At 26.0% G+C, this 25358-nt stretch carries 25 protein-coding genes; 14 read left to right on the top strand and 11 right to left on the bottom strand.

Going from position 1 to position 25358, the window contains the following annotated elements:
* Position 1: 1 nt before the first annotated feature.
* Complete coding sequence (locus D9V71_RS03180) at positions 2-208, bottom strand: hypothetical protein (RefSeq protein WP_280094070.1); 207 nt, start codon at positions 206-208, stop codon at positions 2-4.
* A gap of 225 nt (positions 209-433) precedes the next feature.
* Here D9V71_RS03180 and minC point away from each other — a divergent pair, with 225 nt between their 5' ends.
* From minC to minE, 3 genes are read left to right on the top strand one after another with little or no spacing between them, the layout of a single operon-like run.
* Positions 434-1147 carry a septum site-determining protein MinC gene (gene minC / locus D9V71_RS01660; protein WP_158340652.1) on the top strand — a complete coding sequence of 238 codons (714 nt, stop codon included), beginning with the start codon at positions 434-436 and terminating at the stop codon, positions 1145-1147.
* A 26-nt stretch (positions 1148-1173) separates the two neighbouring features.
* A complete protein-coding gene (gene minD, locus D9V71_RS01655; RefSeq protein WP_158340651.1) occupies positions 1174-1986 on the top strand; it encodes a septum site-determining protein MinD in 813 nt (270 codons plus the stop codon).
* Between the two features lie 2 nt (positions 1987-1988).
* Complete coding sequence (gene minE, locus D9V71_RS01650) at positions 1989-2240, top strand: cell division topological specificity factor MinE (RefSeq protein WP_158340650.1); 252 nt, start codon at positions 1989-1991, stop codon at positions 2238-2240.
* Between the two features lie 168 nt (positions 2241-2408).
* Here minE and tsaB read toward each other — a convergent pair whose 3' ends face one another.
* The 5 genes from tsaB to zwf all read right to left on the bottom strand — a co-directional run bounded on the left by tsaB (position 2409) and on the right by zwf (position 8117).
* On the bottom strand, positions 2409-3074 hold the full coding sequence (gene tsaB, locus D9V71_RS01645) for a tRNA (adenosine(37)-N6)-threonylcarbamoyltransferase complex dimerization subunit type 1 TsaB (protein ID WP_158340649.1): 666 nt from the start codon (positions 3072-3074) through the stop codon (positions 2409-2411).
* A gap of 60 nt (positions 3075-3134) precedes the next feature.
* The gene (locus D9V71_RS01640) at positions 3135-4721 is read right to left on the bottom strand and encodes a TerC family protein (RefSeq protein WP_158340648.1); all 1587 of its coding nucleotides are present in this window, start codon (positions 4719-4721) and stop codon (positions 3135-3137) included.
* Positions 4722-5000: 279 nt separating this feature from the next.
* Positions 5001-5210, bottom strand: coding sequence for a transcription antiterminator/RNA stability regulator CspE (gene cspE, locus D9V71_RS01635; protein WP_158340647.1), 210 nt, complete (start codon positions 5208-5210; stop codon positions 5001-5003).
* A 347-nt stretch (positions 5211-5557) separates the two neighbouring features.
* The gene (gene htpX / locus D9V71_RS01630; RefSeq protein WP_158340646.1) at positions 5558-6436 is read right to left on the bottom strand and encodes a protease HtpX; all 879 of its coding nucleotides are present in this window, start codon (positions 6434-6436) and stop codon (positions 5558-5560) included.
* 205 nt (positions 6437-6641) lie between these two features.
* Positions 6642-8117, bottom strand: coding sequence for a glucose-6-phosphate dehydrogenase (zwf, locus tag D9V71_RS01625; protein WP_158340645.1), 1476 nt, complete (start codon positions 8115-8117; stop codon positions 6642-6644).
* 285 nt (positions 8118-8402) lie between these two features.
* Here zwf and pyk point away from each other — a divergent pair, with 285 nt between their 5' ends.
* The 3 genes from pyk (at position 8403) to znuB (ending at position 12247) form a co-directional block, all read left to right on the top strand.
* Positions 8403-9845: a pyruvate kinase gene (gene pyk / locus D9V71_RS01620; RefSeq protein ID WP_158340644.1), complete on the top strand. Its 1443-nt coding sequence runs from the start codon at positions 8403-8405 to the stop codon at positions 9843-9845.
* Between the two features lie 849 nt (positions 9846-10694).
* On the top strand, positions 10695-11411 hold the full coding sequence (gene znuC, locus D9V71_RS01615) for a zinc ABC transporter ATP-binding protein ZnuC (RefSeq protein ID WP_158340643.1): 717 nt from the start codon (positions 10695-10697) through the stop codon (positions 11409-11411).
* Between the two features lie 32 nt (positions 11412-11443).
* Entirely contained in the window at positions 11444-12247 is an 804-nt protein-coding gene (gene znuB / locus D9V71_RS01610; RefSeq protein ID WP_158340642.1) for a zinc ABC transporter permease subunit ZnuB, read from the top strand.
* Here znuB and aspS read toward each other — a convergent pair.
* The 3 genes from aspS to trxB form a co-directional block, all read right to left on the bottom strand.
* Complete coding sequence (gene aspS, locus D9V71_RS01605; RefSeq protein ID WP_158340641.1) at positions 12244-14010, bottom strand: aspartate--tRNA ligase; 1767 nt, start codon at positions 14008-14010, stop codon at positions 12244-12246. The genes znuB and aspS overlap by 4 nt on opposite strands.
* A gap of 175 nt (positions 14011-14185) precedes the next feature.
* Entirely contained in the window at positions 14186-14404 is a 219-nt protein-coding gene (gene infA, locus D9V71_RS01600; protein ID WP_158340640.1) for a translation initiation factor IF-1, read from the bottom strand.
* 107 nt (positions 14405-14511) lie between these two features.
* Positions 14512-15471, bottom strand: coding sequence for a thioredoxin-disulfide reductase (gene trxB, locus D9V71_RS01595; protein ID WP_158340639.1), 960 nt, complete (start codon positions 15469-15471; stop codon positions 14512-14514).
* A 381-nt stretch (positions 15472-15852) separates the two neighbouring features.
* Between trxB and serS the strand changes: the two genes are divergently transcribed.
* The 8 genes from serS (at position 15853) to tpiA (ending at position 23372) form a co-directional block, all read left to right on the top strand.
* On the top strand, positions 15853-17136 hold the full coding sequence (serS, locus tag D9V71_RS01590) for a serine--tRNA ligase (RefSeq protein WP_158340638.1): 1284 nt from the start codon (positions 15853-15855) through the stop codon (positions 17134-17136).
* Between the two features lie 35 nt (positions 17137-17171).
* Entirely contained in the window at positions 17172-18257 is a 1086-nt protein-coding gene (gene serC, locus D9V71_RS01585) for a 3-phosphoserine/phosphohydroxythreonine transaminase (RefSeq protein WP_158340637.1), read from the top strand.
* Positions 18258-18321: 64 nt separating this feature from the next.
* Entirely contained in the window at positions 18322-19605 is a 1284-nt protein-coding gene (gene aroA / locus D9V71_RS01580; RefSeq protein WP_158340636.1) for a 3-phosphoshikimate 1-carboxyvinyltransferase, read from the top strand.
* A 54-nt stretch (positions 19606-19659) separates the two neighbouring features.
* Positions 19660-19920 (top strand): (d)CMP kinase, encoded by a 261-nt coding sequence (locus D9V71_RS03175; protein WP_158340635.1) that lies wholly within the window; start codon positions 19660-19662, stop codon positions 19918-19920.
* Entirely contained in the window at positions 19884-20327 is a 444-nt protein-coding gene (gene cmk, locus D9V71_RS03170) for a (d)CMP kinase (RefSeq protein ID WP_347877304.1), read from the top strand. The genes D9V71_RS03175 and cmk overlap by 37 nt, the downstream gene beginning before the upstream one ends.
* A 117-nt stretch (positions 20328-20444) precedes the next feature.
* A complete protein-coding gene (rpsA, locus tag D9V71_RS01565; RefSeq protein ID WP_158340633.1) occupies positions 20445-22121 on the top strand; it encodes a 30S ribosomal protein S1 in 1677 nt (558 codons plus the stop codon).
* A gap of 99 nt (positions 22122-22220) precedes the next feature.
* Positions 22221-22505, top strand: a complete 285-nt coding sequence (ihfB, locus tag D9V71_RS01560; RefSeq protein WP_158340632.1) for an integration host factor subunit beta — start codon at positions 22221-22223, stop codon at positions 22503-22505.
* 102 nt (positions 22506-22607) lie between these two features.
* A complete protein-coding gene (gene tpiA / locus D9V71_RS01555) occupies positions 22608-23372 on the top strand; it encodes a triose-phosphate isomerase (RefSeq protein WP_158340631.1) in 765 nt (254 codons plus the stop codon).
* Between the two features lie 8 nt (positions 23373-23380).
* On the opposite strand, the gene D9V71_RS01550 is transcribed toward tpiA, so the two are convergent.
* Together D9V71_RS01550 and pfkA are read right to left on the bottom strand one after the other, a co-directional pair.
* The gene (locus D9V71_RS01550; protein WP_158340630.1) at positions 23381-24172 is read right to left on the bottom strand and encodes an MIP/aquaporin family protein; all 792 of its coding nucleotides are present in this window, start codon (positions 24170-24172) and stop codon (positions 23381-23383) included.
* A 66-nt stretch (positions 24173-24238) separates the two neighbouring features.
* Positions 24239-25201 (bottom strand): 6-phosphofructokinase, encoded by a 963-nt coding sequence (gene pfkA, locus D9V71_RS01545; protein ID WP_158340629.1) that lies wholly within the window; start codon positions 25199-25201, stop codon positions 24239-24241.
* Between the last annotated feature and the right edge of the window lie 157 nt (positions 25202-25358).

Raw genomic sequence — 25358 nt, 5'->3', positions numbered from 1 at the left:
ACTAGTATATTATTATAAATTTTAATATTTTTAATATTTTTTTTTTTAAATTAATATAATCATCATATCTTTGAATGTTTATTTTTGTACTAATAGTATCTAAATGTAAAGGAAATTCATCTTGTATATTTCCTGAAAAAAAAACTTTTTTTGTTTGAAATATTTTACTATGACGCAGTATGAGTTGACTATTTTTAGATAGTAACAAAATAATACTCTTCCTTATAAAGTTTAATAAATATATGTTTTATTGATTTAATAAGATTGTTTTATATATTTTTTTTAATATAAAAATAGAAATTGTTATCATATAGTATTTATATTATAATTTCATTGCATAAAATTTTATTAATTTCTATAAAATATAAAAATAAAATTTATATTGACATGTAAATTTTATGTGCATATAAGTCAATATTATTGAGCAATAAATATGCAAAAAAAATATATCGAACTTAAAAGCAACAATTTTACATTATTAGTACTGTATTTAAACAATCAGAATATAGATTTAATTGATCAATCATTATATAAAAAAACTCAAGAATGTCCAAAATTTTTTAAGAATGCACCTGTTATTGTTAATGTTTCAAAATTATGCAATACAGTAAATTGGAAAAAAATACAAGAAATTATAATTTCTCATGGTTTTTTTGTTGTAGGCGTAAGTGGTTGTCAAGATAGTATATTAAAAAAAAATATCATTGACTCAGGATTACCTATTTTGTCAGAAAGAAAAAAGAACAAATCTAATTTTGTTGCTAATTTTTTTATTAATTCCACCAAAAATAAAAAAACAGAAATTTTTAATAAAGTAGAAAAAACTCATATTATCGATATACCTGTACGTTCAGGTCAAAAAATTTATGCTAAACATGCTGATTTAATAGTTATTAATAATGTCAGTGCAGGAGCTGAATTAGTAGCAGACGGAAATATTCATATTTATGGTATAGTTCGTGGTAGAGTTCTTGCAGGTGCTAATGGAGATACATCAAGAAAAATATTTTGCACAGGATTATTTGCTGAATTAGTTTCTATATCTGGTGAATATTGGTTATCAGACCAGATACCATCAGAATTTATTGGGAAATCAGCTCAAATTTACTTAAAAAATAAATTTTTAACTATCAATTCTCTCAGTTAAGTGTGTTTTTTTAAGGACATTTTTATATGGCACGGATTATTGTAGTAACTTCAGGGAAAGGAGGTGTAGGTAAAACTACTTCAAGCGCAGCTATTGCAACCGGTTTAGCACAGAAAGGCAAGAAAACGATTGTTATAGACTTTGATATAGGATTAAGAAATTTAGATTTAATTATGGGATGTGAACGTAGAGTGGTATATGATTTTATTAATGTTATTCAAGGTGATGCAACACTAAATCAAGCTATTATTAAAGATAAAAAAATAATTAATTTATTCATACTTCCTGCATCACAAACTCGCGATAAAGATGCTTTGACGAGAATAGGAGTCGAAAAAGTTTTAACAGAGCTGATAAAAATGGAATTTGATTTTATTATTTGTGATTCACCAGCTGGAATTGAAGCTGGTGCTATTTTAGCGATATATTTTGCAGATGAAGCTATTATTACTACTAACCCCGAAGTTTCTTCAGTACGAGATTCTGATCGAATCTTGGGAATAATTGCATCTAAATCAAAGAGAGCAGAACAAAATATAACTCCTATAAAAGAATATCTTTTATTAACACGTTATAATCCTAGACGTGTTAAAAAAGGGGAAATGTTAAGTATGACAGATGTTTTAGATATTCTTCAAATACCTATAATAGGTGTGATACCTGAAGATGGGTCTGTTCTTCGTGCATCTAATCAAGGTGAATCTATAATATTAGATATCAACTCAAAGGCAGGACATGCTTACAGTGATACTGTAAATCGATTATTAGGTGAAGAACATCGATTTCGTTTTATTGAAGAAGAAAAAAAAAGTTTTTTACAACGTTTATTCGGGAGATAGGTATGGCTTTATTAGATTTCTTTTTATCCCGGAAAAAAAATACTGCCAATGTTGCAAAAGAGAGATTGCAAATCATTGTTGCAGAACAAAGAAAATATAATGATGAACCAGATTATTTCCCACAATTAAAACGTGAAATATTATCTGTAATTTGTAAATATGTAAATATAGAACCAAATATGGTAACTGTTCAGTTAGACCAAAAAAATCAAGATATTTCTATATTAGAATTAAATATTATTTTACCTGATTAAATTTTTTAAACTAAAATATGTTTTTTTTAAATAAAAACACCAACATTAATATTAATATGTTAATTTATATTTTATAGCTTCTTGCTAATTTAGTTCAATCAATACTGAAGTATACTAAATATTTCAGCATTGATTGCTTTTTATATTATATAAATGAAAACTTTCTTTCTAAAATTTATTATATAAATAGTTAATACTATTCTCTTTAGAGAGGAGCAATTTTTTATTTTTTATTTTTAATAAAGCAAATGGAATTATATCTTTTGCGTTAGGAAAAAAAATTTTCGTCTGGTTTATATGTGAAATATTTTCAAATTCAATTAATTTAAATGCATCACCTACAAGAATCCATTCATTTTTTAGATTATTAATTTCATTTATAATTAATTTTTTTTTCATTAAACATTCAGTGTGTCCTCCTATCCAAATAGATTCCTTGTTTCTTATATATTTAGCCCAATATATTTCTTTTTTTTTTGCATTGATTGCAACTATTATTTGTTTTTTTTGATATTTTCGCCATGCTTTTTCGGCCATAATTGCTAAAGTAGAAATACTTATTATGGGAATATTTAAACTAAGAGATAAACTTTGTACAATACTTGCTGCAATACGTATGCTTGTAAAATTTCCAGGTCCTTTAGCAAAACAAACATAATCTAATTCCTTAAATTCTGTTTGTGTTTGAAACAATATCTTTTGAATTATGGGCAATATTCGTTTGGTATGCTTTTTTTCGCATTTCTCTGATAGAGAATAAATGTGTTTTTTTTTATATATAGCAACTGAACAACAATCAATTGAACTATCAATTGCTAAGATTATATTAGACATGTTTTTCTCAAAAAATTAATTTTTTTTATTTTAAAAAAGTATATATTTTTTTAATTATTCCTACATTATTTTAGACGTTTCTTGGTTTTCATCTTGATTTTTAATGATTCTTACTAAATCAATGCGATATTCTGTTGCTTTAACAATATGAAAATGAAAAGGATAAATATAAATTATTTCTCCAGGAAGAGGTAATTGACCTTTTTGAGCAATTAATAAACCTCCTAAGGATGCATAATTATTTTCTTTAATAAGTTCTTCGGTATTAAGTAATTGTTGTAATGAATGTAAATCAGTCTCACCTTTTACTAACCAGCTGTTATTTTCTTTGATAATATCGGGTGTTTCATCAGCATCTGGAAATTCTCCTGCTATAGCTTCTAAAACATCTAAAGGAGTAATTAATCCTTGGACTACTCCAAATTCATTACTAACAATTACAAAACTACCTTGAGCACGACGTAGTACACCAAGAAGATTAATTGGATCAAGCGTATCTGGTATAATAATTGGTAAGATTTTGCTTGAAAAGGTAGATACATCTATTTTTTTTTCAATAGCTACTAACAATTCTTTAGCACGTACAATACCTATTATTTCATCTAACTCTCCTTTACATACCGGAAATAAACTATGTGGTGTATCCAATAATTGCATGCGAATTTCATCAGTATTTTTTTCTGTATTTACCCAGGAAATATTGCTTCGTGGAGTCATAATACTTCTAATAGATCTTCCAGCCAATGTAAGAACACCATTAATCATGTATCTTTCTTCATCTTTAAATGTTTCCATTTCTTTTGAAGCGTGAATGGAAGTAGTTTTTTTATTATCATTTACTATGTTTTTTGTTTGTTCTTTTTTATTTTGTTCTCCTACCATCAAACGTAGGATAGTTTCAGCAGCTCTTTGTCGCATAGGTCTTCTAGATTGATTTTTCATAAAATTATGGCGTGCTATTTGATTAAAAATTTCGATTAGGATTGAAAATCCTATTGCAGCATATAAATATCCTTTTGGAATACAAAATCTTAATGCTTCTGTAACTAAACTAAAACCAATCATTAATAAAAAACTAAGACATAGTACTACTACTGTTTGGTGTACGTTAATAAAATTAGTTAATGCTTTCGATGCTAATAACATTAGCAGAGTTGCTATTACAACTGCTATCATCATGATTAATAATTGATTAACCATTCCTACAGCTGTTATTATGGCATCTAAAGAAAAAACTGCATCTAATACAACTATTTGAATGACTACAGCCCAAAAACCTGCATAATTCTTATTTTCTGAATTTTCATGATGATTATTTTCTAATCTTTCATGTAGTTCCATTGTAGTTTTAAATAATAAAAAAAAACCACCAACTAAAAGAATGACATCACGTATTGATAAAGAAAAAAACTTATTATGAATAATAGGAGAATTGAGTGTAACAACCCAAGATATTAATGATAATAATGCTAAACGCATTATTAGAGCTAATCCCAAACCGATTAAACGTGCTTTATCTCTTTGATTAGGTGGCAGTTTTTCTGATAAAATTGCTACAAATATCAGATTATCTATTCCTAATACTACTTCTAGTATAACTAGTGTTAATAAGCCGGCCCAAGTTGACGGGTCTAAAAAAAACTCCATCAGAAAAACTCCATAAAAAATAGGATGTATCGATTTATTATATCTAGAAGATTAAAAATATTTTTGATAAAAACAGGTCATGTGAATGAATATATTTTGAAGAATTAATTTGTGAGTTAGTATTTATTTAAAATTATAGTAAAATAATAGATTTTTTAGAGGTTAAAAATAAGTATTTTAATAAAAAAATTTTATAATTTTTTAATTTTTAAAAAACGAAGTCCTCTGATTTTTTAACAGAGGGCTTTTAAAAATTTTTCTTGTTAATGCTTGTGTGTTTTATATAGAAAAAACATTTACTGCGGCAGGACCTTTTTGTCCATCTTGAATCTCAAATTCAACATTTTGCCCTTCAGTTAATGTTTTAAATCCATTTCCTTGAATTGAAGAAAAATGAACAAAAACATCTTTGCTTCCGTCTGATGGCGTAATAAAACCAAAACCTTTAGATTCGTTGAACCACTTAACTTGACCTTTAATCTTAGCCATTTCGTAACTTCCTTAAGAATATTTTATCAGTCTTATTGCTAATTTATGTAGAAAAAAGAAACATCACTGTATGCGGCATGAATTTAAGATTTGGCAAGAGAAGCTGTGTCAACGTCTTTACTCTAAACTTTTTTAAATTTAACATTCTATGCATAAACAGAACTGTAACTTATTTTACCTAAAAAATTTAATTAATAATAAAAAGCACGATATTTTTATATATATATCATTTTTTTATGACAAAAGCAAGTTTAAATTTACTTAAAAAATGGTTTTATATTTTCGATTTTAAATTTTCTTAATAGAAACAAGAAAATATATTTCTATTAAGAAAGAGTGTGTTTTTACTACATATATTCTTTATTATGTAGTGCTTGTATTCTTTTGTCTAAAGAAGGATGAGATGCAAACAAACTTAAAAAAGAGTTAGATTTTCCGTTTATACAAAATGCAATCATGCAATCAGATTCTTGAGGTTCATGACTTGTTTTTAAACGATTTAGAGCAGAAATCATTTTTTCACGTCCTACCATTTTTGCAGAACTAGCATCAGCATAAAACTCTCGATGTCTAGAAAACCACATTGTAATAATACTAGCTAAAATACCAAAAACTAATTCTAAAAATGTAGAAATTAAAAAATATATAAATGGATTTTTTATTTCTGTGTTATTTTCATTTCGATTGCTTGATAGAACACTACTTATAACTTGTGAAAGAATACGAGATATAAAAATTACGAAAGTATTAACGACACCTTGAACTAAGGTCATAGTAATCATATCACCATTTGCAATATGACTAATTTCATGAGCAATTACTGCTTCTGCTTCATGACGAGTCATGTTTTCTAACAATCCTGTTGAAACGGCAATTAAAGCAGAATTACGACGCGCACCAGTTGCAAATGCATTAATATCAGTTGCCTGATATACTGCAATTTGAGGCATAATAATACCTTTTTGAATAGATTGTTTTCGAACTGTATTGATGAGCCAATTTTCTATTTCATTTCGAGGATGAGTTAAAATTTCACCATTCACTGATCGCAATGCAATCCATTTTGAGAGAATTAAAGATAAAATAGAACCACTGAAACCAAATAGACTTGACATAATTAATAAACCGTAAACATTATCAGACTGAATACCTGTCAAGATAAGAATCAGACTAAATATTAACATAACCGCTAAATTAGTTAATAAGAAAAGAATAATACGCATCATAAGATATTATCTTCCTCGATTAGCAAAATGGGTATTTTGCATCAATGTAAAATTAAATATTTTGTAAAATTAAATATTTTTTTATGTTAAAATATATAAGTTTTTTTTATATTGTTTTTTGTTTATAAAAATATTAAAAAATTAATTTTTAAGCTATCATAATTATCTTAATCAAGTCAAGATAGATAAATTTTTTAAGATTTTTTTAATTAAATTCATGCCAATAACGATTGTCATGAGCAAGTAATAAATCTGAATTTTTAGGACCCCAAGTTCCAGACATATATAATTGAGGAGGATTATTTTTAGTGTTTTCCCATCCTTCTATAATTGGATCTATCCATTTCCATGCCTCTTCTACTTCATCTCGACATACAAACAAAGATTGTATACCTCTCATACTTTCAAATAATAATCTTTCATAAGCATCAATTACATTTTGAGAATATTTTTGATAAAAATCATTAGATTTCATTTGAGAATTTTCTAATTTATATTCTTGTTCTAATCCTGGTATTTTATGTATAAAATCGAATTTAATATTTGTATTTGGTTCTAAACGTATAATTAATTTATTTTGTAATAATTCTAATTTAGAACTTTTAAATAAATTTATAGGATTTTTCTTAAAAAAAACTACTATTTCAGAATATTTATGTGCTAAACGTTTTCCTGTTCTTAGATAAAATGGAACACCAGACCATTTATTATTATTGAGATTGACTTTTATAGCAATAAAAGTTTCAGTTTGACTATTTTTATTTGCACCATTTTCTTCTGAGTAAGAAGGTACTTTTTTCCCTTTAATAAATCCGGAACAATATTGTCCTCGAACAGTGTTTTTATTTATATTACTAATATCAATAGGATTTAGAGCACGTAGTATTTTTACTTTTTCATGCCGAATACTTTCAGAAGTAATATCTTTTGGTTCATCCATTGTAAGTATTGTTAATATTTGCAAAAGATGGTTTTGTACCATGTCTCTCATTTGACCCATCGTATCAAAATAATTCCATCGATCTTCAATTCCGACTTCTTCAGATACAGTAATTTGAATATGATCAATTGTTTTATTGTTCCAATTACAAGAAAAAAATGAATTAGCAAATCGTAAAGCAAGCAGATTAAGTATTGATTCTTTTCCGAGATAATGATCAATACGAAAAATTTGTGATTCTAGAAAATATTTAGAAAGTTGATTGTTAATTTTTTTAGATGTTTTTAAACAAATTCCTAATGGTTTTTCTAAAACTATACGTGATGAAATAAGATTTAAATTTGCATTTCCCAAGCCTATAAAAATAGAATCTAATGTATTAGGAGGTACGGCACAATAATAAATAATTATATTTTTTTTTTCATTTAGTATGTCTTTTAATCTAAAAAAATCTGATGATTTATAGACATCGATATTACAAAAAAATATACGAGAACTAAGTTTTTTCCAAACAAAATTGTTAATTTCTTCATTTAAAAAATGTGTTATTTCTTTTTGTACTATTTTTATATATTTTTGTGTATTCCAATCAGCACGACCAGTAGCAATTATGCGTGTATGTTCATGTATTTTTTTAGATTTTTCTAATTTATATAAAGCAGGTAATAGTTTTCTTTTCGTTAAATCTCCTTTTGCACCAAAAATGACTAAATCACAAGCTTGATTTGTTTCTATAATCATAATCTTCTCTTTTTTAAAATTTACATATAAAATTTAAAATTTTAATGCAATAATTTAAATAGTAATATTCGTATAAGAATTTCATAAAAATTTTTAGATGTATACACAAAATTCTTTAAAATGTACTATTATTTAAGATTTTTTATTTTTTATAATATATTATCAATAATAAAATTGTCTTTATTAATTTTACTAAATAACTCAATAAATACAAATAAATATTTTATATTTACTAATATTTAGCAGTATAAAATCTTTTAAAAACTTTTAACAAGGTGTGTTTTTATGTTAAATCGATTAAGAAGAACAAAAATTGTAGCTACTTTAGGGCCTTCTACAGATATTAATAATAATTTAGAAAAAATAATTCGTTCTGGAGCAAATGTTCTTCGATTTAATTTTTCTCATGGTTTAGAACATGAACATAAATTCAGGGCAAATAAAGCAAGGGAAATAATGGCAAATTTAAATTGTCATATTGCATTACTTGGTGATTTACAAGGTCCTAAAATTCGTATTTCTAAATTTAGAAAAAATAATATTTTTTTAAATATTAGTGAATTTTTTATATTAGATGCAAATTTAGGACAAAATGATGGAAATGAAGAACGCGTAGGTATTGATTATAAACATTTACCATATGACCTAAAAATAGGTGATATATTATTATTAGATGATGGAAGAATACAATTAAAGGTTATAAAATCAACTTATCCTGAAATATTAACAAAAGTTGTTATAGGCGGAATTCTTTCTGATAATAAAGGTATTAATAAATTAGGTGGTGGTCTATCTGCAAACGCATTAACTGAAAAAGATAAAAAAGATATAATTCTTGCAGCTGAAATTGATGTTGATTATTTAGCAATATCTTTTCCACGATGCAGTAATGACTTAAAACAAGCAAGAGAATTAGCTAAAAAATCTGGTAGTAATGCTAAAATTATTGCAAAAATAGAACGTGCTGAAGCTGTAATAAATCAAAATATTATAGAAGATATAATCTTATCATCAGATGCAATTATGATAGCAAGAGGTGATTTAGGTGTAGAAATCGGAGATTCTGAACTAGCAGGAATTCAAAAAAAATTAATTAGAACTGCTAGACAATTAAATAGAATAGTAATTACTGCAACACAGATGATGGAATCTATGATTATAAACCCACTACCTACTCGTGCAGAAGTTATGGATGTAGCTAATGCTGTTTTAGATGGTAGTGATGCAGTTATGCTTTCTGCTGAAACAGCATCTGGAAAATATCCAGCTGAAACTGTTATAAAAATGGCAAAAATTTGTAAAGGTGCAGAAAAAGTACCTAGTATTAATGTATCAAGACATCGCCTTAATGCAAAATTTAATGATATTGAAGAAGCAATTGCTATGTCAGCTATGTATGTTGCTAATCATTTAAAAGGAGTTACTGCAATTATAACGATGACAGAATCGGGAAAAACTGCACTTATGACATCAAGAATTACATCTGGATTACCTATTTTTGCTTTATCAAAAAATAGAAAAACTTTAAATTTAGCAACTCTTTATAGAGGTGTTACTCCCATATATTTCGATAGCAAAAAAAACGGTTTTGAAGCTGCTAACGAAGCAATTATTCTTTTATATAATCAAGGTTTTTTGTGTAGTGGTGAATTAGTTATTATAACTCAAGGTGATATTATGGGAAGAATAGGAAAAACTAACACGAGTAGAATTTTAAAAGTTTTATAAAATTTTTTTTAAATATATATTGAGTTGCAATATTGATTTTTATTTTTTAATTAGATATAAAAATAAGTTTTTTTCTTAAAAAATAATTTTATGTTTTTTATCACTAGTATTAAGATATAAAACTATCTCAAAATATATCTGAATCTACTTTTAAATGATTGATAATTATAATGATCTACTAGATTGAGATGATATAAATTTAATTCAGAAGAAATTCTGTATTTTAAAAGAATAAAAGTTAAAAAAATACTTTGCTCAAACTATTAGTATCATTTTAAATTATCATTAAATTTATAGATGTAATAATATTTTTACAAAATTATTAGTTTTTATATGTAGCTTTATTTTTTAAGAATTTATGAATAAACTAAATTATAACAGTTCTTATTTTAAATTTTTAAAAATATATTTATCATTGAATAGTTTATATACTATTATTTATCTTAGATTCGTTTTTACTTACATGTAAATCGATTTTCAAAGAGAGTTATTTTTTTAAATTAATACAGTTATATTTATCAATAAAGCTTTCCTAAGATATACTTCTTTAAAAAATATTTAGCATTGTTTTTTTTACTTTAATTTAAAAAAATAGATTTTTTTTTTAGAATATGTGATTTATGTTAAGAACTACCCTTATACGTATAAAGTTATTTAGTACAGTCAATTTTAGTCAATCTTTTCAAGAATGATTTGTTTAAAATACATGTTCAGAATTCTGACATTTTAATTATATTTATATGCATATTAGAATTTAAAAAAATAAATTGATAATTAATATAATATTTATATTCAACTTAAAAAATATATCTTATAATACTAGGATTAAAAAAAATAATTCATAAAACTATGTTGCAATTAGTAAAATTAAACAATGTTTATGTCAATTTATCTAATCGTTCTATTCTCACTAATATATCATTATCTTTAATTCCTAATCGCGTTCTTACTTTAATTGGACCTAACGGAGCTGGAAAATCTACTCTAGTACGTATTATTTTAGGATTAATCAAGCCTAGTTCAGGCTCAATTATCCGCTCATATAATTTATCTGTTGGCTATGTTCCTCAAAAATTAAATCTTAATACTTTATTACCTGTTACAGTAGAACGATTTATGCAATTATCGCAAAGAACAAATAACAAAAAAATATCAGAAATGTTAAAACGTGTTAATGCAGAATCTTTAAAAACTTACCAATTACAAAAATTGTCGGGTGGAGAAATGCAACGCATTCTCTTAGCTAAAGCTTTATTAAATAATCCTAATCTCTTGGTTCTAGATGAACCTATACAAGGAGTTGATACAATGGGACAATTAGCTTTATACAAACTAATTAATGAAATTCGACATGAGTTAAAATGTTCCATTTTAATCGTATCTCATGATCTAGATTTTGTTATGGCTAAAACAGATGATGTAATTTGTTTAAATAATCATATTTGTTGTTCTGGAACACCAGAAACTGTTTGTAATAATTTAGAATTTATTTCTATATTTGGATTTAAACGTGTCCAAGAATTAGCAGTTTATCATCATGACCATAATCATGTACATAATTTTTAAATATACAACAATGTAATTATAGAGTGGTTTTTATGTTCGAACTAATTTTTCCAGGATGGTTAGCAGGTGTTATTCTATCTTTAACAACTGGTCCATTAGGCTCATTTGTAGTTTGGCGGCGGATGTCATCTTTTGGTGATACCTTATCACATTCTTCTTTGCTTGGTATAGCAATATCTATTGCATTTAATATTAACTCGTTTTGTGCTCTTTTTCTTCTTATGAGTTTAATTGCCATTATTTTAGCATGGTTAGAAGAATTATTACCTGTTTCATTAGAAACTATATTAAGTATAGTATCACATAGCTCGTTATCTTTAGGAATGGTCTTTATTAGTTTAATTTCTAATAATAAAGAAGTAAACATCACACATTATTTATTTGGTGATTTACTATCTGTTACAGAACATGATTTAATTGTTATCTCAATAAGTAGTATAATAATACTTAGCATTTTACTTTGTCAGTGGAATATGATTTTATCGGCAACCATCAATGAAGAATTAGCTCAAATAGACGGTATAAACGTTTTTTATGCTCGTTTAGCTATTATGTTAATGACTGCTTTTACTATTTCTATAGCAATGAAATTTGTAGGTGCTTTATTGATTACTTCTTTATTAATCATTCCACCTGCAACCGCACAGCATTTTTCAGGTTCTCCAGAAAAAATGGTTATTATTGCTATAATAGTAAGTATTTTATCTGTTACAGGAGGAATATTTTTATCTTTTTTTTACAATACACCATCTAGTCCATCTATTGTTTTGTGTTCTTTTATCCTTTTCTTATTAAGCAAAATAAAAAATGTTTTTATTAAAAATAAAATTTTTTAACATTTATTTTTTAAAAGTTTTATAGCCAATTCTTGTAATATTGAATTACTTATTTTACTAGGAGAATTAGTCATTAAACAAGTTGCTGATGTTGTTTTTGGAAATGCAATAACATCTCTAATATTTGCACTATTGGTTAAAAGCATGACTATTCTATCTAATCCTAAAGCTATTCCCGCATGTGGAGGAGCTCCATATTTTAATGCTTCTATCAAAAATCCAAATTTTTCATTTTGTACTGATTTTTTTATTCCAATAATATCAAATACTTTTCTCTGTATATTAACATCATGAATACGTACTGAACCTCCACCAATTTCATAGCCATTTATCACAAGATCATAACTATCTGACACAGCAAGTTCAGGTGAATTATTTAAATTTTTTATATTCATGTTTTTGACGGCAGTAAATGGATGGTGAACAGAAGAAAAATTTCCATGAACATCTTTACTAAACATAGGAAAATTAACTATCCAAACTGGTTTCCAACTATTTTTTTTAGTAATATTAAGATCAGTTCCTAATTTTAAACGTAACATACCAAGAGATTTATTAACAATAGATTCTTGATCAGCAATTAAAAATAATATATCTCCATTTTTAGCTTTACTTTTTTCTATTATTTTTTTTAAAGTAATTTCATCTAAGATATGTTTTATAGAACTATAAATACTTCTGCATCCAAAATTGCTTTCTATTATTTTTATATAAAATAATTTTTTTGCATTAAATTTCTGTATATATTTAGTATAAGCATCAATTTTTTTTCGACTTATATCTGCGCCTCTAGAAATGCATAGCAATGCTATTCGATTATTTTTTTTTGAATCTAAATTAAAAAATAATATAAATTTTTCATCTTTAAAAATATCAGAAATGTCAATAATTTTTATTGGATTTCGTAAATCTGGTTTATCCGATCCATATTTTTTCATTGATTCATAAAAAGATAATTTAGGAAATTTAATTAAATTAAAGTTTATTATTTTTGACCAAATTGTTACTACAAGTTTTTCTATTAAATTACGAACTTTTTGGGCATTCATAAAAGAAACTTCAATATCAATTTGTGTAAATTCTGGTTGTCGATCTGAACGTAAATCCTCATCACGAAAACATTTTACTATTTGATAATATCTGTCTATACCTCCAATCATCAACATTTGTTTAAATAGTTGAGGAGATTGAGGTAACGCATAAAATTTTCCAAGATGATTGCGACTTGGTACTAAATAATCTCTTGCACCTTCTGGTGTAGATTTCGTAAGAATGGGAGTTTCAATATCTAGAAAATTTCTTTTCATCATAAAATTTCTTATTAAATAAGTGATTTTATTTCTAATTTTAAGATTTTCTAAAATATTTAAAGAACGTAGATCTAAATATCTGTATTTCAATCTTGAGTCATCATTATTTTTTTGTGTATAATTTAATGGTAATGATTTTGAAGTATTTAAAATATTTATTTCCTTTGCTACAATTTCTATTTCTCCAGTATTCATTTTTGTATTTTTATTTTTTTCTTCTCGCTTTTGAACTATACCAGAAACTTGAATACAAAATTCATTTCTTAAAGTTAAAGCTTTTTTAAAAACTATATTATTTTTTAATTCAAAAATGACTTGAACAAGACCAGTATAATCTCTCATATCAATAAAAATAAATTGACCAAAATTTCTGATTTTATTTACCCAACCACATAATTTTACTATTTTATTTAAATGAATTATTCGAATATTTCCACAATATTTAGTACGCATAAATTCTCTTTAAAATTTTTTTATTTTTAAAAAACAAAAAAATTTATTTCGTTTTATTTTTTTAGAAGATTTATTAATTTAGATAAGTTTTTAGGAAATGAATTTTATTTTTTAGAAGTAATTGATTTTTATGATTTTTTATGTTTTTTAATTTTATTTTTTATCTAAATTTTTATTAGCGACTTCTAAAAATAATTCTTCCTTTGGTTAAATCATAAGGTGTTAGCTCTATAGTTACTTTGTCTCCAGTTAATATCCTAATATAATTTTTTCTCATTTTTCCTGAAATATGTGCTGTAATAATGTGTTTATTTTCTAGTTCAACACGAAACATGGTATTTGGCAATGTGTCTATTACAATTCCTTGCATTTCAATATTTTCTTCTTTAGCCATTTTATCCTCATCAATAATATATTGAAAAATTTTAGGATTATTATATCAGATACTAGTCATTTTGACTAGTATGTTTTTATGATACAATGTTTCTTATACAACTTTTTTTATGTTAAGGAATTAAGATAGCGTTCGCTATCTAGTGCTGCCATACAACCACTAGCAGACGATGTAATTGCTTGTCTGTATACATGATCTATTACGTCTCCAGCAGCAAATACACCAGGTATACTTGTCTGAGTGTAATTTCCATGTGTTTCATGTATTACTTCAATATAACCATCTTTCATTTTTAATTTATTAACAAATATATTTGTATTAGGAGTGTATCCAATAGCAACAAATAGTCCAGAAACCTGGATTTTTAGTTCTATTTTTTCTTGTGAATTTTTTTTTTCAACCAATAAACTGGTAACACCAGAAGAATTTCCTAATATGTTTTTTACAGTAGAATTTAAATAAATTATGATTTTCTGAGTTTTTATTTTTTTTTCTAATCTGTTCAATAAAATTTTTTCAGCACTAAAATTAACACCACGATGTATTAAATAAACTTTTTTAACAAAGTTTGACAAATATAAAGTTTCTTCTATAGCTGTATTTCCTCCCCCTACAACTGCAACTTCTTTATTTTTATAAAAAAAACCATCACATACAGCACATGTGGAAACGCCTTTTCCTTTAAAATCATCCTCTGATTTTAGTCCTAAATAACGAGGATTTGCTCCAGTTGCAATAACAATTGAATCAGCAGTATATTTATTGTTTTCCCCTATTAAATAAAAAGGTTTTTTTTTAAAATCCACTGAAGTTATAGTATCAGAAATGATTTTAGTCTTGAGTTGAATAGCATGTTTATGCATACGGTTCATTAATTCTGAACCACTGATTTTACCTCCATCTCCTGGCCAATTTTCAATCTCACTAGTGTTCATTAGTTGTCCTCCTTTATTTTTTCCAGTAATTAAAATAGGATTTAAATTAGCTCTTGAAGCATATATTGCCGCAGTGTATCCTGCTGGACCAGACCCTAGAATAATTATTTTGCTATGTTTAACATTATGCATTTTGAATTTCCTTAAAATAAATATCTCTGCAATTAATTTAATCGAAGAATATAATAAATATTATATTTTTTATACATTACTAACAATCAAATATTTTTTATATGGTATATTTTATATAAGATATTTTCAAAAAATAAGTAAGATTATTTTTGATAAAAATTTTTCTCACAATACTATTATATTTGTTTTAATTTTATAAAATACGTCTTAATATATGTAAATTACATGTCTTGATTAAAAAAATATTTGTTTTATATATATTAAAAATCTAAATAAAAAAATCTAAAATTTTTACTGTTTGTATTATTCACTGATAAAATATTTTATAAACTTTATTAAATAATAATATTTATTGATAATTAAAAAGAGCAAAAAAATTCTATGTTAAATCCTTATTTATTACGAAATGAATTGCATTTAACAGCTAGAAAGCTATTAAAAAAAGGTTATAAATTAGATATTTCTAAAATATCTCATATGGAAGATAAGAGAAAAAGATTGCAAATACAAACTGAAAATTTACAATTTAAGCGCAATTCCTTATCTAATCTTATTAAAGAAGCTAAGATTATTAAAAATGAACATGAATTATTAAAAAATAAAGTTATACAGTTAGGTAAAGATTTAGATGCTTCTAAAATTGAACTTAACGCTTTAAAAGAAAAAATACATCATTTTTCTATGTGTATTCCAAATATTCCTTCTGATGATGTTCCAGAAGGAAAAACCTGTATTAATAATAAAGAAATTAAATATTGGGGTCAAAAAAAGAAGTATAATTTCATAGTCCAAGATCATGTGGAAATAGGAAAAAAATTTAATGAATTAGATTGGAAATCTTCAGCAAAAATGTCAGGATCACGTTTTGTTTTTATGAAAGGAAAAATTGCACTTTTACATCGTGCACTCAGTCAGTTTATGTTGGATCTGCATACTATAGATCATGGTTACATTGAATCTTACGTCCCCTATTTAGTTCATTCTGAAGCTTTATATGGAACAGGACAATTGCCAAAATTTAGTGATGATTTATTCCATATAAATTTTTCGGATAAAAAAAATTATATATTAATTCCTACTGGAGAAGTTCCATTAACTAATTTAGTTTATAATCAAATAATAGATGAGAAAGATTTACCTATTATGTTGACCGCGCATACTCCTTGTTTCCGATCAGAAGCATCTTCTTATGGACGTGATACTAAAGGATTAATTCGGTTGCATCAATTTGATAAAGTAGAATTAGTTCAAATCGTTGCACCAGAAAAATCTATGGAAGCATTAGAAAACCTAACTAATCATGCTGAAAAAGTTTTACAACTTTTAGATTTACCATATAGAAAAATGCTTTTATGTACAGGAGAAATAGGTTTTTCAGCTGTAAAAACATATGATTTAGAAGTTTGGTTTCCTTCTCAAGAAAAATACAGAGAAGTTTCTTCTTGTTCTAATATGAATGATTTTCAAGCGCGTCGTATGAAAGCTCGTTATAAAAACAAATCTAAACAAAAAAATTTTTTTGTACATACACTAAATGGCTCAGGTTTAGCAATAGGTAGAACATTAGCAGCTATTCTAGAAAATTATCAACATTCTGATGGTCGTGTAGAGATTCCTAAAATTCTTCAAAAAAAATATATGCAAGGCTTAAAATTTATAAACTAGTTTATAAGTATAACATTAATATAATTGGTGAAAGAATGAATAAAGTTTATAATTTTAGTGCCGGTCCAGCTATGATTCCAAAAGATGTCATTTATCAAGCTAAAAAAGAGTTGCAAAACTGGAAAAAAATAGGTTGTTCTATAATGGAAATCAGTCATCGTAGTGAAGAATTTATCCAGGTTGCTTTAGAGGCTGAAAAAGATTTAAGAGATTTATTAAAAATACCTGATTCTTTTAAAGTATTATTTTGTCAAGGCGGTGCCAGAGGACAATTTTCTGCTATTCCCATGAATTTATTAAATAATTCAGGAACAGCAGATTATATAAATAGTGGTTATTGGTCAAATTGTGCATTTATAGAAGCTAAAAAATATTGTACTCCTCGATCTGTATTTATTAAAAAAAATTATAATGAAAAAGAATCTCTTTTACCCATGAATCAGTGGAATATCAACAAAAATGCAGCATATGTTCATTATTGTCCCAATGAAACAATAGATGGATTATCTATTTATGAAGAACCAGTGTTTAAAGATAAAATTATTATCGGAGATTTTTCTTCTTTTATTTTATCACGTGTAATTAATGTTAAAAATTATGATCTTATTTATGCAGGTGCTCAAAAAAATATTGGTCCTGCAGGTATAACAATAATTATTATACGAGAAAAACTTATAAGATATTCGTCTAATATTGTTCCTTCTATTTTAGATTATCAAAAAATATCAGAAAATAATTCTATGTTTAATACGCCCCCGACATTTTCCTGGTATTTGTCAGGATTAGTTTTTAAATGGTTGAAAAAACAAGGAGGATTAAAAGAAATTGAAAAATTAAACCAAAAAAAATCAGACTTGCTATATAAAAAAATAGATGATAGTGATTTTTATATTAATAAGATAGATAGTAAAAATAGATCGCAAATGAATGTTGTATTTCATTTAATTGATCCTAAATTAAATGAAATTTTTTTGAAAGAAGCTTCTGAATTAGGTTTAAATTATTTAAAAGGACATAGTATAGTAGGTGGGATGCGTGCATCTATTTATAATGCTATGCCGTTAGAAGGTATTAAATCTTTAATAAAATTTATGTCCTATTTTGAAAATCGATATGGATAGATTATATCTAATTTAATTTTTAAAATGCTATTTTAACTTTAATTAAATAGAGCGTATATTTATTATGCAAGATTCTTTTAATTTAAAACCAATATCTTATGTTAATGGAACCGTTTTTTTGCCAGGTTCAAAAAGTATTTCGAATAGAGTTTTGTTGCTTTCTTCAATAGCTAAGGGTATAACATATTTAGATAATTTATTAGATAGTCATGATACACAACACATGTTAAATGCTTTAAAAAAATTAGGTGTGAAGTATTCTTTATCAGATGATAAAAAAGCATGTTGTATTCAAGGTATCGGTCAAGCTTTTCATTTATCTCAGCCTATTTCATTATATTTAGGTAATGCAGGTACTGCTATACGACCTCTTCTTTCTGTATTATCTTTACATAAAAATAAGGTTTTATTAAGTGGAGATGATAGAATGCGTGAAAGACCTATTGAACATCTTGTTGATGCTTTAAAACAAGGAGGTGCTGTTATAGAATATGAGGAAAATAAAGGATATCCTCCAATACTAACAAGAGGTGGTTTTATTGGTGGATCTATTTTTTTAAACGGTAATATTTCTAGTCAATTTTTAACATCATTATTAATAAGTGCTCCGCTTGCTCTAAAAAATACTACTATTTTTATTAAAGGAAATTTAGTTTCTAAACCTTATATTGATATTACACTCGATTTAATTAAATGTTTTGGCGTAAATATTAAACATGATTCTTATACTGTATTTTATATCAAGGGTCAACAAGAATATAAAACACCTGGAAACTATATAATTGAAGGAGATGCTTCTTCAGCTTCTTATTTTTTAGCTGCTGCTGCTATTAAAGGTGGTTCAATTAAAGTTACTGGTGTTGGTAAAAAAAGTATTCAAGGCGATATAGAGTTTGCAAATATTCTTAAAAAAATGGGCGCGATAATTTATTGGGAAGATTATTCTATTACTTGTACTCGCAATGAATTAAATGCAATAGATTTAGATATGAATCATATTCCTGATGCAGCAATGACGATTGCTATAGTAGCTCTTTTTTCTAAAGGTACTACGACTATTAGAAATATATACAACTGGCGAGTCAAAGAAACTGATCGTTTATCTGCAATGACTATCGAGTTAAGAAAAATTGGTGCTAAAGTTGAAGAAGGAAAAGATTTTTTATCTATTACCCCTCCTGTCATTTTTAAATATTCAAATATTGAAACTTATAACGATCATCGTATGGCGATGTGTTTTTCTCTTATATCTTTATCTGGAATAGGTGTAAACATACTTAATCCTAATTGTATTTCAAAAACTTTTCCATCTTATTTTAAAGATTTTTTGTCTATCAGTAATATCTGATAAATTTTATAAAATTTTTTTAATAGAACTTTTTGCACATTAGAAAGATAAAATATGAAAAATAAAATTCCTGTTATTACTATTGATGGTCCTAGTGGTGTTGGTAAAAGCACAATTTCTAAAATAATAGCATATAAGTTGAATTGGTCTTTATTGGAATCAGGTAAAATATATCGATTAGTTGCATTTTTAGCATTAAATAAAAATATTACTATTATTGAAAATAATATCATTAGATTGTTAAAAAATTTAGATTTTTCATTAATTAAAAAAAAACTATCAATTGTTTTTATAAATCAAAAAATCTTGAGATAATAAGTGAGGTTTCTTCTCAACTATCAGTTTATCCTCGTGTTAGAAAAATTTTATTAAAAAAACAAAGATTAATGAGACGTTCGCCTGGTTTGGTAGCAGAAGGACGGGACATGGGTACAGTAGTATTTCCAGATGCTGTGCTTAAATTTTTTTTAGATGCTAATTTAGAAACACGTGTAAAAAGAAGAATGTTAGAATTAAAAAGCAATGGTCATGATATTGATTTTAAGAAATTATTTAAACAAATGAAAAATCGTGATCAACGTGATCAAAATCGATTAATTTCTCCTTTATGCATAGCAAAAAATGCTATAATATTAGATTCGACTTATATGAGTTTATCAGAAGTTATAAAAAAGTTAATGGAATGTATTATTGAAAACAATAAAAATATACTTAAAAATTAATTTAATATTTTAAAAACTACACTCTTTGATAAGGATTATTACAAGATATATAAAATAGGCTCATTTTAACATGAAGTTAAAATGAACGTTTAATAAAAATTTCTTAAAATTATTAATATGAATGAATCTTTTGCTCAATTATTTGAAGAATCGCTAAAAGAAATTAAAACTCGTCCAGGTTCAATTATTCGCGGTACTATTGTTGCTATAGAAAAAGATATAGTTTTAGTTGATGCGGGTCTTAAATCTGAATCTGCTATTCCTGCGGAACAATTTAAAAATTCTCAAGGTTTTTTAGATGTAAACGTAGGAGATCAAATTGATGTTGCCTTAGATGCTATTGAAGATGGTTTCGGTGAAACACTTTTATCTCGTGAAAAAGCAAAGCGTCATGAAGCATGGTTAATACTAGAACAAGCTCATGAAAAATCAGAAACGGTTATTGGAATTATCAATGGTAAAGTTAAAGGTGGTTTTACTGTTGAACTAAATGATATCCGTGCATTTTTACCAGGTTCTTTAGTAGATGTTCGTCCGGTTCGAGAAACAGTACATCTTGAAGGAAAGGAATTAGAGTTTAAAGTAATAAAATTAGATCAAAAACGTAATAATGTTGTTGTTTCACGTCGTGCTGTTATTGAATCGGAAAATAGTGCTGAACGAGATCAATTATTAGAAAATTTACAAGAAGGCATGCATGTTAAAGGGATTGTGAAAAATTTAACGGATTATGGAGCTTTTGTAGATCTAGGTGGTGTAGATGGTCTTCTACATATTACTGATATGGCTTGGAAAAGGGTCAAGCATCCTAGTGAAATAGTAAATGTAGGTGACGAAATTAATATTAAAATTTTAAAATTTGATAGAGAAAGAACACGTGTTTCATTAGGATTGAAACAACTAGGTGAAGATCCATGGATAGCTATCTCTAAGCGTTATCCAGAAGAAACTAAATTAAGCGGACGTGTAACAAATTTAACAGATTATGGTTGTTTTGTGGAAATTGAAGAAGGAGTAGAAGGTCTTGTACATGTATCTGAAATGGACTGGACTAATAAAAATATCCACCCATCGAAAGTAGTAGTCGTTAATGATATCGTTGAAGTTATGGTTTTAGATATAGATGAAGAACGTCGTCGTATTTCTCTTGGTTTAAAACAATGTAAGATTAATCCATGGAAAGAGTTTTCTGAAACTCATAAGAAAGGGATTCATGTTAATGGAAAAATCAAATCTATTACAGATTTTGGTATTTTTATTGGTTTAAATGGAGGTATTGACGGATTAGTACATTTATCTGACATTTCTTGGACAATGCCTGGTGAAGAAGCAGTTAAAAAATATAAAAAAAATGATGAAATCTCCGCCGTAGTTCTTCAAGTAGATGCAGAAAGAGAACGTATATCTTTAGGAATTAAACAATTAGAAGAAGACCCTTTTAACGTATATATTACAAATCACAAAAAAGGTGCAATTGTTAGTGGTCAAATTAAATCTTTAGATAAAAAAAATATTATTGTAAAATTACCAGAACAGTTAGAAGGGATTATAAAATTATCTGATATTCCTCGTTTACATTCTGAACAGATAATTAATAAATTAAAAATTGAAGATAACCTTTTAGTTAAATTATCTAATTTTGATCGAAAAAATAGAATAATTTATCTTACAATTCATAATATAAACGAAAATGAAAAACAAGATTTAACGACTTCTTCTAATAGTAAAAAGAGTGATGATGCTTTTTCTAACGTTATGACAGAAGCATTTAAAGCAGCTAAAAACACTGAATAATTGTTTATTTTATGAAAAATATATATTTTTTCATATAAGTATTGTTTAAAATGTAATAAAATCCATATATTTTTAAGATTTGTAAATTATAGAGGTTTTATGACGAAGTCAGAATTATTCGAAAAGATTGCTGAACAAAGAATTCATATTTCAAACAAAATGATAGAACGTGCTACGAAAGAAATGTTAGAACATATGACTACGTCATTAGCACAAGGACAAAGAATTGAAATTCGAGGTTTTGGTAGTTTTTCTCTACATTATCGTTCTTCTCGTATGGGTCGAAATCCTAAGACTGGAAGAATAGTGAAATTAAATGAAAAGTATATTCCTTATTTTAAACCAGGAAAAAAATTACGAGATCGGACAAATATATACAAGTAATATTTTTTAATATTTTTTACAATAGAAACTAAGTTTATATAATTTTTTATAAGAAAGCTTAGTTTCTATAATTTAAAAACAATATTTTTATTAAGGCAATAAATGAAAAAATTTTTTATTATAGCTAATTGGAAATTAAACGGAAGTAAAAAAATGATTGCGAACTTTTTTGAATATTTAAAGTTTCACTCATCAACTTATTTAAAAAAAAATACTATTATAATTGCTCCTCCAACTATATATTTAGAAAGAGTATATAAAAATATAAATAACATGAATATTATGCTTGGTGCACAAAATATAGATATTAATTTGCAAGGAGCATTTACTGGTGAAAACTCTGTTTTAATGCTACAAGACATAGGAGTAAAATACGTTATTGTTGGACATTCTGAAAGACGTTTATTACATTATGAAACTGATAATATTATCGCTAAAAAATTTCATTTAATTAAAAAATTTAATTTGATACCTATTTTATGTATAGGTGAAACAGAAATAGACAAGAAAAATGGTCAAACTCAAACAATTATTAAGAAACAATTAAATTCTATATTTAAAAAATTAGGAAAATCGGCATTTAAAAATACAATAATTGCTTATGAACCTGTTTGGGCAATTGGAACAGGTTTATCAGCTAATCCAGAAGACGTACAATGTATACATAAATTTATAAAAAGTTATATTGAAAAATATGATTTAATTAAAGCAGAAGATATAACGGTCCAATATGGTGGTTCTATCAATCATTCTAATGCAAAAAAATTTATTGAACAGCCGGATATAAATGGTTTTTTAATTGGTAATTCATCTTTAAGTTCTGAAGAATTTTTAAAAATTATAAGAATTGCTCATGATATCACTTAAAAAAAAGATTAACTGTTATTAATTAATATTTTATGTATCCATCCACCTAAGTTAGCACCTAAAATTGGACCTATTATAGGAATTAAACAATACAAAATATTTTCGTTTCCTCCAGTAAAAGCTAAAACACCCCATCCAGTTAAACTTAGAAAGATTTTAGGACCTAAATCTCGTGCTGGATTTAACGTTATGTTATTTAAGGGGTTGATAACTAAATTAATCATGCAAACTAAGAGACCTATTAAGATGGGTACTATAGATTTGTTATGTAAAAAACAATTGTTATTTCTGTTGTTAAACTCTAATAGAATTATCATAAAAAGTGCAGTTGAAAAAATTTCTATTATGAAATCATAAATAAAACTATTATTATAGTTAGGATAAACACAAAAAATAGAAGCTATATTAAGACTTTCATATGTTCCCCTTATAATATGATTTTTCATTTCGAATGAAAGTAACAAATTATTGTAAAGATAATATATTAACGTTGTAAAAAAAAAAGAACCAAATATTTGAGATATAATATATGGTAATACTTTTCTTTTATTAAATTTAGCAAATAACCAAAAAAAAATAGTAATCGCTGGATTTAAATGAGCCCCAGATATTGAAGAACTAAAATAAATTGATATAGATACTCCAAAACCCCAAATACAACTTATTTCAAATTGATTTAAATTAATATCTGTTAATTTTGAAGCAGCTAAGGATCCTATTCCAAAAAAGATTACTAAACCTGTTCCGAAAAACTCGATAAAACATTTTTTTATAATATTATTTTTACTAAAAATATTCATTTTTTTAAAAGCCCACATACTTTATTTAAAAATTAGAGCGCCGGTAAAACCGGCACTAATTTTATATTAATATAACTTTTTAGCAGTAATTAACCAATCTTTTTTAAAAGTACGTTTCATATTTTTTAGTGCATTTTTTATATCATGAAAAACCATTTTTTCATTTTGTATTCCCACACATTTACCTTCATAACCTTTTATTAATAATTCAACTGAATATGCACCCATTCTTGAAGCTAATATACGATCATACACTACAGGAGATCCACCTCTTTGAATATGTCCAAGAATTGTCGCTCTAGTTTCTCGATTTGTTTTTTTTTCAATATATTGTGCTAATTCTTCTACATCACAAATATATTCTGTTATTGCAACAATGGCATGTTTTTTACCTTTAGCAATACCGGCTTGAATTTCAACAACTAATTCTTCTTTTTTATAGTCAATTTCTGGTAATACAATAAATTCGCATCCACCAGCAATAGCTGCAGCTAATGTTAAATCTCCACAATATCTTCCCATTACTTCTACGATAGAAATACGTTGATGAGAAGAAGAAGTATCACGCAATCGGTCAATAGCTTCAACTACAGTTTGTAAAGCGGTAAAATAACCTATTGTATAATCAGTACCTGACACGTCATTATCTATAGTACCTGGAATACTAATACATGGAACACCCATTTCTGTTAATTTTTGAGCTCCTATATAAGATCCATCACCTCCAATAACAACAATAGCATCTATTTTTCTTTTTTTTATGTTTTGTACTGCAATAGAACGTATTTTGTCTTGATAAAAACTAGAAAATCTAGCTGATCCTAAAAATGTTCCACCTCTATTAATCATGTCAGATACACTGTATCTATCAAGTTTAATCATTCTATTTTCATATAAACCTAAATATCCATCATAAATTCCAAATACTTCTAATTTTTCACTAAGTGCTGTTCTAACAACTCCTCTAATTGCAGCATTCATTCCTGGAGCATCTCCACCACTGGTTAAGACTCCAATTTTTTTGATCATTAGAACCTCTTTTTTTGACCTCTATAAAATTTTATTTCTTTTATTTTTATTAAAAATAAAATTTGAAAAATCTATTTAATATTTTTTTGAAAAAATATTTATATGACTTTATATAAATATAATTCTAAATATAACTGGATCGATTTAGCATTGAAGT

This window comes from Buchnera aphidicola (Macrosiphum euphorbiae) (genome assembly GCF_005237295.1).
Lineage (GTDB): Bacteria > Pseudomonadota > Gammaproteobacteria > Enterobacterales > Enterobacteriaceae > Buchnera > Buchnera aphidicola_AP.
Note: the sequence above shows the minus strand (reverse complement) of the source record. Positions and strands in the feature narration are given on the sequence as shown.